The following is a 10273-nucleotide window of genomic DNA, read 5'->3' as shown; positions in this document are numbered from 1 at the left end:
TGTAACGGCACCTGAACACCGAACTCTTTGGCGATGCGGGAGACGAGAGCCGTCGCTTTTAACGAATGGCCGCCCCGCTCAAAAAAGTGATCCCGGATGCCGACGGGGCCGTTTTTCAGCACCTCTTCCCAAAGGGCGCAAAGCTTCATTTCCGTGACGTTCCGCGGGGCGGTGTACGCCTGTCTGTCTGCCGCTCCGTCGGGAGCCGGCAGCGCGCGGCGGTCAAGCTTTCCGCTCGGCGTGACCGGCCATTCGCTCATCTCTATAAACTGAGCCGGCATCATGTAGGCCGGAAGGCGTGTCGCAAGCTCCGCCCGCACGTCATCGCTTTCCCGTCCTTCGATATAGGCGTAAAGCGCGGTTTCGCCGTGTTCGGTCCGGGCGGTGACCGCCGCCTCACGAATGCCGTCGATGCGCCGGATCGCCGCTTCGATTTCTCCCGGTTCAATCCGGTAGCCGCGGACTTTCACTTGTCCGTCTGAACGTCCGAGCCATTCGACTAGGCCGTCTTCTGTCCAGCGTGCGATATCGCCCGTCTGATACATGCGCTCTCCCGGATAAAACGGATCATCGAGAAAACGCTCCTCCGTCAGCTCGGGCCGGTTCAGATAGCCCCGGGCCACCCCTGTCCCCGCGATGTACAGCTCTCCGATACAGCCCGGCGGCAGAAGCTGTTTCTTTTGATTTAAAATATAAAGCCGCATGTTATGCCCGGAAATGCCGATCGGAACATTGTGAAATTCTTTTCCTTGCGGCAAATCAAAGTACGCCGCTTCTACTGTCGCTTCCGTCGGACCGTAGGAATTTGTCAATTCCGTTCCCGGCAGAAGGTCATAAAAACGGGAAACCAGGTGCGGGCCCAGTTGTTCGCCGCCGGCAAAAACCCTTTTTAAGCAGGTTTTTTTGATCGGCTGTTTTCTGGAATTTATATATTCCAAGAAAGCATGAAGCATGGATGGCACAAAATGAGCCGCCGTTATGCGGTTATTCTCCAATGCGTTCAGTATCATTTCAGGGTCTTTCTCGCCGCCTTGCGGAAGGAGGAAAACAGAAGCTCCCGCGATCGGCCACCAAAACAGCTCCCAAATCGAAGCGTCGAAAGAGTATGATGTTTTATGCAAAATGATGTCAGAATCACTTAATCCATAACGTGTTTGCAGTGAGTATAAAAAGTTTACGGCTGACCGATGTTCAACCTGCACGCCTTTTGGGCGTCCCGTAGAACCGGATGTATAGATGATATAAGCCAATGAATCAGGGTTTACCGGAACGTTAGGGTTGGCCGCAGCTTCAGGGTTCCCTGTTTGTCCGCTTTTCAGAGAGATCGTTTCTCCCTCAAAAAGATCTGGTGCGAAAAGTTCTGGTTCTGCCAGTAAGAATTTCACGCCGCTGTCTTTCAGTAAAAAGCGAATCCGCTCTTCCGGGTAATCCGGATCAATTGGCAGATATGCACCGCCTGCTTTTAAGACAGCGTAAATGCCGATCATCATGTCAGGAGAACGCCGGCCCATAATGGCAGTTTTATCCTCCAGCCTTATCCCGCGCTTGATCAGCTGGTGCGCAAGCTCGTTTGCCCTTTCGTTCAGTTCCTGATACGTAATCGAAATGTCATCAGTTAAAATTGCCGGACGGTCCGGCGTTTTTTCCGCTTGCTGTTCCAGCAGATCATGAAGAGACTGATGAATCGGAAACGCTGTTTTCTGCAAGGGGCTGAAATCTTGAAGCAGAGACGCTTCTTCTTTTTCTGTCAAAACAGAAATATCGTCTAATTCCAAGCCCGGATCAGCCGCGGCGTTTTCGGCAAGTGTCGTAAAAAATCCCGCCCATTTTTGAATCGTTTTTCTCTTAAACAAATCGGTGCTGTATTCAAACTGGCAGTATAATTCACCGGCGTTTTCAGAGATGTACAGCGATAAGTCAAATTTAGAAATCGGCAGGCTGACGTCTGCCGGCTGCAGTTCAAGTCCGGCTGCCCTAAGCTTCTGCTGTTCCATATTTTGCAGCGCAAATGTTGTGTCAAACAGCGGATTTCGGGACATGTCCCGCGGCACACCGAGCTTATCGACGAGCTCTTCTAACGGGTAATCCTGATGTTCGTAAGCCTCAAGCGCTGTTTGGCGAATTTCCTTTAAATATTCTTTGAATGTCATGCTTCCGTCGGGACGCGTCCTGAAAGCAAGCGTATTGACAAACATGCCCAGAACGGCGTCAAGGTCGGCATGAGGCCTTCCTGCAATCGGAGACCCGACGATCATATCTTCCTGTCCGCTTAAACGGGCTAACAGAACCGTGTACACACCGAGCAGCGTCATATACAGTGTGCATTTGTTTTCTTTCGCCAGCTTTTTCAACTGTGCTGTATGTTTTTCATTGATGACAAATGACACCCGGTCACCGGAAAAGCTCCGCACCGGGGGACGCGGCTTATCAGCCGGCAATTCAAGCACGGGAATCTCACCGGCAAGCCGGTTCAGCCAGTACTCCTCTTGTTTCCGATATGCGGCGCCCGCCATAAATGATTGCTGCCAGACGGCATAATCTTTGTATTGAATCCGTAACGGCGGCAGACTTCTCTCAGCATACAGCTCACTGAATTCACGTATCAAAAGATTGACGGATACGCCGTCTGAAATAATATGATGCATGTCAGCTAAAAGCAGATGCCGGTCTTTTTCTATTTGGACAAATCCCGCCCGGAAAAGGGGCGCTTTGCCGAGATCGAACGGCCGGATAAACGCTTCGGCTGATTGTTCTTTTGTAAATGCAAACGGCACGTCGTCATGAATCCCCTGCACAGGCAGGCCGTTTTTTTCTTCAAAGGACGTTCTGAGCGGTTCATGCCGCCGGATCAGTTCCTTGAACACGGCTTCCATCCTGTCTCGGTCAAACGGCCCCTTCACCTCTAAAACGGCTGGAATGTTATAGCTGACACCGCCATTTTCAAGCTGGTGAAGGACGTACATCCGTTTTTGGGCGGATGAGACAGGATATGTTTCTTTCATTTCTGTCTTTTCTATGGATGCGAACGGGTTCTCTTCTGCTTCACTGATGATTTTGGCGAGTTCTTCTACAGTCGGATGGCTGAAGACATCGCTCAGCGGGATTTGCACACTGCACTCTTTAGCTATTTTTGCAACGAGTGCCGTCGCCTTTAATGAATGGCCGCCAAGCTCGAAAAAGTGATCGTGAACGCCGATCGGGCCGCTTTGAAGCACTTCTTCCCATATGCGGGTAAGTTTCAGCTCCGTCACATTCCGGGGAGCTGTATATCGACGGACTGCGGTGTACGCCGAAGCTTCCGGAAGGGCCCGCTGATCGACTTTTCCGTTCGCAGTGAGCGGAATCGAGTCAACGAAAGCCCATTTGACCGGAATCATATAATCAGGCAGCTCTTTAGCCAAATCACTTCGCAGCTGAGAAGGATCAGTCGCTTGTGAGACGCTGCAGTAGGCGCATAATTCATTTTCGCCCGACTCATTCGTTTGAATCAGAACAGCAGCTTCTTTCACGGCATGATGATTTGCCAGGACGGTTTCAATTTCCTTCGGTTCAATCCGGTACCCTCTGATCTTCACTTGATCATCTGTCCGGCCGATGTATTCAATTTGGCCGTCCGCACGCAGTCTTGCCAAATCTCCGGTCCGGTACATGACGGCGTCCGTTCTGAACGGATCCGGCAAAAATTTCTCTTCGGTCAGCGCCGGATTGTTCACATAGCCTCTTCCTGTATTCGCCCCGGAAATATACAATTCTCCCGCAATTCCGAGAGGCTGAAGCTGTCTGTTTTTGCTGAGAATATACATTTTGTTATGATGGATCGGTTTCCCGATCGGCGGATGTTCAGGTATGTCATCTCCCGCAGAAATCGTATACGTTGAAACCACATGAGTTTCTGACGGGCCGTAATGATTATGCAGATGCATACCGTGTAAACGGAGCGTCTGCCTGAACAAACGCGAAACGGTCAGCTGCTCCCCGGCCGTAATGACATGCTTCACACAGCGGGGAAAAGACTGTGCATAACCTTCTTCATTGAAAAGCATTTTGACAAACGCAGTCGGGAAAAACACAACTTCCGTGTTGTGCTGATCAATAAACGAAAACAGCTGAGAAACGTCTCGTTTGATTGATTCGGGCACGATACAAAGGGTGCCGCCGCTCAAGAGTACTGAAAATAACTCCTGATAGCAGACGTCAAACGCCACAGATGCGTACTGCAGCACATTTGTGCAAAAATCAATGTCTGTGTTCGTCAATTGGTGAGAAAGCAGGTTGGCCATATTTTTATGTTCGAGCAGCACACCCTTCGGTTTCCCTGTCGTTCCCGATGTATAAATCATATAAAGGAGGTCGTCTGCCGTATTAATGGATTGCACATTGCTTCCGTCCGCTTCCGTCCCGGCGTCTTCTATGTATGTAACTTGCAGCGTTTGTTCCGCGGGGACTGACTGATGCCGCTCTGTTACAACATGGACGCAGCCGCTGTTTTCAATGACATATCGGATACGCTCCTTTGGACTGCCCGGATCTATCGGGACAAAGGCGCCGCCCGCTTTTAAAATACCGAGAACAGCCGCCGCTAAAGAAGGGGAACGGCCGAGCATGACGCCTACCGGTTCCTCCCGCTTTAATCCGCGCTTTTGCAGCAGGCGGGCCAGCTTATTAGCCGATTCGTTCAGCTCTTTGTACGTCACTGACTCGCCTTCATACCGAATCGCGATTTGATCCGGCGTTTTTGCGGCCTGCCGTTCAAACATTGCATGAACCGTGTCATATTCAGGCTTTTCGGTCTCTTCAGAAATCGGCGCAAGCAGCTGCGCTTTTTCCCCTGGAGTGATGATTGCAAGCTTGTCCGGCGTGATGTCCGGTTTGTCGAGAACTTGGGAGACGATATGCGCCAAATGGCCTTTGATATTTTCAATAAATTGGCGGTCATACATGCTTGAATCGTATCTCATTTTCAAATGAATTTCGTCACCCGGCGCCACCATCAGGTAAAAACTGTAGTTGGTTTCGTCTTCCATGCTGAAATCATGGATGTGAAAAAGGTCTTTCGTGTCCCCCTTGCTGTTCAGCACATCAAGCTCCTGTTCAACCGGATAATTCTCAAAGACAAGAATATGATCAATTAAGCCTTGTTTTACCTGTGAATTCGCCTGTATGTCATAAAGCGGGTGATAGCTGTAAGCCTGTCCTTTCAAAGCGTCCTTTTGCACGTTTTTGATCAGCTTTTGAAACGGGATGTTTGCCCCGCTGATCCGGACAGGCACGGTATTAATAAACAGGCCGATCATTCGCTCGATGCCTTCGATTTCAGACGGCCTTCCGGAAATGACAGAACCAAAAACCGCATCTTCTGTCTGGTTATACGCCTGAAGCAAAATGCCCCAGAGCGTGTGGAAAATGGTGCTCAGCGTGACCTCTTCTTTTACGGCCAGCTCTTTCAGCTTAGCCGTGTCCTCTTTTGAAAAGGAAAACGTCATTTCCTCTTGTCTGCTTTCGCCGGCTTTTTTCTGCTTCGGCAGAACAGTCTGCTGCTCAAAGCCTTCAAGGTACCGCTCCCAGTACGAAGCGGCTTTTTCTTTATCTTGCTCCATCAGCCACTTGATGTAGGTCCCGTACGGCACAGCGGGCTCAAGCGTTAACGGTGTCCGGCGGAGCCGCGAGGCGTATATCTGGAAGAACTCTTTCAGCACGATTCCGAGACACCAGCCATCCATAATGATGTGATGGAAACTCCATATGCACGTATATTCACATTCACCGGTTTGAAGCAGCGTCACCCGCATCAGCATGTCTTTTTGCAGATGAAATCCTTTCTTACGGTCTCTTCGTTTGGCTTCTTCAATATGCTTGATTTGATCAGCCTTGTTTAAATTGGTGAGATTTTCCTCAATGATGCTGACGTTCCGCTCTTTTAATACGACCTGCTGCGGCACTGACACGTTCTGGCTGATAAAGATCGTTCTGAAAATATCATGTCTTTCGAAAAGGGCATGAACGCTCTCTTCAAACACGCGGGTGTCAACCTTCCCCGTTATTGAAAAGGAGGCCTGCTCGGCGTAAGCCTGTGATTCCTTTTGCAGGAGGGAATGAAAAAGCATTCCTTCCTGCATATAAGACAGCGGATAAATATCCTGAATTGCATTCTTTTTTGTCATGTTATAATCTCCCCGTCGCCTTTTTCTACAGTTCCTCGACAAAACTCGCTATGCTGTCCAAATCATCAGATGTTAACGTTTTACTGCTAAAATCACTAACGGTTTTTTCTGCTTCCTCTTTGCCGGTGCAGTGCGCCATAATATCACGCAAATATTGCTGTAAAGTTTGCAGCAGCTGTTCCATCGTTTCTTTGCGGAAGCGGCTCGGCGGATAGCTCAAACTGAAGTGAAGTTTGTTTTGTGCGGCCATCGCGCTCATTTCCACCGCTTGTTCCCGCTGCCATGTCGGCGTGATGTCGTGCCCGCTTGCAAGACCGGACAGACTGAACGTGTGCTGATCTTCTGTATCATTGAATTGCCCTAAATAGTTAAAGCTGATTTCAGGCGCTTGTCTGAAGCGGATTGTTTTTTGTTCAGGCGGTGTCATGTATTTTAAAATGCCGTAGCCTATTCCTTTATCCGGTATTCTTCCGAGTGTGTCTTTGACCGTTTTTACCGCCGTTCCAAGCTCAGCGCCTGCTTTGTTCAAGTCAATGAGCACCGGATACATGGAGGTAAACCAGCCTACGGTGCGGCTGATGTCGAGCTCCGGCATGATGTGCTCTCTCCCGTGCCCTTCCATCGCGATGCGCAGTCTGCCGCCCCCTGTCCAGTCCCGTAAAGCCAAAGCTGCGGCAGTCAGAAGAATATCTTGCGTATCGGTATGGTAGGCCCGGTTGACCTGCTGAAGCAAAACGGACGTTTCTTCTTCTGTAAGCGTAAAGCTTACCGTTTGCCGAATGCTGTCGGCTCCCGTCTGATGCTGCGGTTTTTCATAAGGAAGTTCGGCGGCTGTTTCTTCTTCAATAAAACGCCAATATTCTTCTTCACGCATCAGCTTGCTGCTTTTTGCGTATTCTGAAAGCCTTTCAGCGTATTGCTTAAACGAATCGGTCTTTGGCGGAAGCTGGACCGGCTGACCTTTTACGGCTTGAGTGTAAGCGGCAGATAAATCCTCCAGCAAAATACGCCATGACACTCCGTCAACCGCCAGGTGATGTACGGTGATGAATAAATAATCCCCGGACCGGGTTTTGAACCAGCCGGCTTTTAATAACGGGCCTTTTTCAATATCCATCCGCTGTTGGAGCGCAGCGACTTCACTTTCTATTTCTTTTTCCCAAGTATCTGTCTCAGACAGATCCCAAATGTCCAAGCTGTACAGTTCATCTTTTTGAATACCGTGATTGATTTGTCTGAAACTTTCGTTTTCTGCACTGACGGTGATCCGGAGTGCATCATGATGAATGACAAGATGCTCCAAGGCTTCTTTGAGCGGCTGTTTATGCAATGCGTCAGAGCTGAACATCATGACGGACTGATTGAAATGATTTCTGTTTTCCATCCGCTGTGATAAAAACCAGTGCTGAACGGGTGTCCAAGGTATGTCTCCTTCCACCGGCCGCTGATCGATGACTCTTTCCGCTTTCCGGATAAGTGGCGCGAGCTCCTTAATGGACGGATGCCGGAATAAGTCGCTTGCCGTCATTTTCCACCCATAGCGTCCGAGCCGTGCGGAAACTTGCAGCGCTTTGATTGAATCGCCGCCCAACTCAAAAAATGAGTCCTCAATCCCGACTTGTTTTGTGCCGAGCACTTCCTGCCAGATCACGGAAAGCTGTTCTTCAAGCTCATTGCGGGGAGCTGTGTACGCGGTTTGGAGCGCGAGCTGCGGTTCGGGCAGATTTTTCCGATCCAATTTACCGTTCGGCGTAAGCGGCAGCTTCTCAAGTTCCATCATATAGGCCGGAACCATGTAATTCGGCAGTTGCTTAGACAGTGAAGAACGCACTTTTTCTGTATCCATGTCCGCCTGCAGACTCATATATGCGATCAGTTCTTTATTGCCGGACTGCCCGGTTCTGACTGACACGGCAGCTTCTTTCACGCCGTCCAGGCTCCTCAGTGCGGCTTCAATCTCTCCCAGCTCGACCCGATAACCGCGGATTTTCACTTGATCATCCATCCGCCCGGCATATTCGATCGTTCCGTCCGGCAGCCAGCGGGCTAAATCTCCGGTGCGGTACATCCGTTCTCCTGGAACAAAAGGATTGGGGACGAATTTTTCTTCCGTCAGCTCAGGGCGGCCGAAGTATCCTCTTGCCACACCGTCTCCTCCAGTGCATAATTCGCCGATGACGCCGATCGGCTGCGGTGTTCCCCTGCTGTTTATGATATATGCGGTTGAATTTCCGACAGGGCGGCCGATCGGGATTGAATGATCGTATGATTGTTCAATCAAAAAGCAAGTCGAGAACGTCGTGTTTTCAGTCGGTCCGTATCCATTCCATACTGAGAGATGCGGCAGCGCATTCCGAACCCGGTTTACATGGCTCGGGGACAGTGCTTCCCCGCCGATAATCAATCGGGATAATCCGGAAAACACGTGTTCATTTTGTTCTGATAAATGGTTGAACAGAGACGATGTCAGCCACAGTGTCGTAATGCCGTTTTGCTGTATAAATGTTTCCAGAACATCAGAGTCGAGATAGGTTTCCTGGTCACTTACATATAAAGAAGCGCCGTTTAAAAGCGGACCGAATATTTCAAATGTCGTAACGTCAAATCCTAATGATGAAGTAAACAACAGTCTATCTTCCGGCGTAAAATCAATATAATTGCTGTTTTTCACAAGGCGGATCACGCTTCGCTGTTCAATCATGACGCCTTTTGGCGCACCTGTTGATCCGGACGTATAAATCATGTAGGCCAATGATTCAGGTCCGCCGAGCGGTTCGGGATTTTCCGAACTCAAGCCGGCCTTTGTTTGAATATCCTCTATGAATAAACGTTTTCCTGAAAGCGGCAGACCGTCAAGTTTATCAGATTGGAGAAGAATATCAGCTTTACAGTCTTTAAGCATCCATTCAGCCCGTTCCCGCGGCACATCGTCACCGATAGGCAAGTAGGCGCCTCCCGCTTTTAATATTCCGAGGATTCCGGAGGCAAGCTCTGTTGTGCGGCCGGTTAGTAAGGCGACAACGCTTTCCGGACCGACGCCATTTGATCGGAGAGCCGCCGCTATTCTGTTAGCCCGTTCGTTCAGCTCACGGTATGTCAAGATTTGTCCATCATATACAACTGCCCGGGCATCGGGGGTTTCTTTTGCCTGCCGCTCAAATAAACGGCTGATGGTTTCGTGTCTTGGGTAATCGCTTTTCGTCTGATTAAACTGATAAATGACGCGATTTGTTTCAGCATCATCCAGTACGTGAATGTCACCAAGCGGTATCGCTTGGTTTTCAATTACTTTTGTAAGAATACGGGTAAAATAAGAAAGCCATTTTTCAATTGTCTGTTTTTGATAGATATCTGTATTGAATTCAAAATCAAAGCTGATGGAACCGTCAGACCCTTCTGACGCGTAAAGCGTGGCATCAAACTTTGCGGTTTTATGACTTGTATCCGCAGCTTGAGCCAAATGCAGCTTATTTAACACCAGGGATTCACGCTCCATATTTTGGAGCACAAACATCACATCAAACAGCGGATTGCGGCTTGTGTCCCGCTGCACGCCAAGCCGTTCCACTAGCTCTTCAAACGGATAGTCCTGATGTTCATACGCCTCAAGCGCGGCCTGGCGGACTTCCGCCAAATAATCAGTAAACCGTTTGCCTCCTTTCGGCTCCGTTCTGATGGCGAGCGTGTTGACGAACATGCCGAGAATCGGTTCAAGGTCTTTGTGCGGACGCCCGGCAATCGGCGAGCCGACGATGATGTCTTCCTGCCCGCTCACTCTCGCGAGTAACGTATTGTACGCGGCGAGAAGCACCATATACAAAGTGGAGCCGTGATCCCGGGCGATGCGGTGAAGGCCGGATGCCGTTTCAGCGTCAAGCGTGCACGATACGCTGCCGCCCGCAAAGCTTCTGACAGCCGGACGGGGCTTGTCAGCCGGAAGCTCAAGCACCGGAAGCTCTCCTTCAAGCCGCTTCAGCCAATAGGCTTCCTGCTTCTGATACCCTTCTTTCTCCTGAAATGACCGCTGCCAGACGGCATAGTCTTTATATTGAAGGCGCATCGGCGCAAGCGAACGGCCTGCGTACAGCTCGCCGAATTCTTTAATCAAGGTG

The 10273-nt window shown here is 50.0% G+C and carries 2 protein-coding genes; both read right to left on the bottom strand.

Annotated elements, in window-relative coordinates; genetic code table 11:
- On the bottom strand, window positions 1-6161 hold a 6161-nt coding region (locus BR62_RS0112065), incomplete at its 3' end, for a non-ribosomal peptide synthetase (protein ID WP_032870986.1).
- 25 nt (window positions 6162-6186) lie between these two features.
- Window positions 6187-10273: non-ribosomal peptide synthetase (locus BR62_RS0112060; RefSeq protein WP_032870983.1), on the bottom strand; the 4087-nt coding region annotated here is incomplete at its 5' end.

The sequence above is a fragment of the Bacillus sp. UNC69MF genome (genome assembly GCF_000746035.1).
Taxonomy (GTDB): Bacteria; Bacillota; Bacilli; order Bacillales; family Bacillaceae; genus Bacillus; species Bacillus velezensis.
The sequence above is the reverse complement of the archived record's forward strand: the minus strand, read 5'-3'. Positions and strand labels throughout refer to the sequence as shown.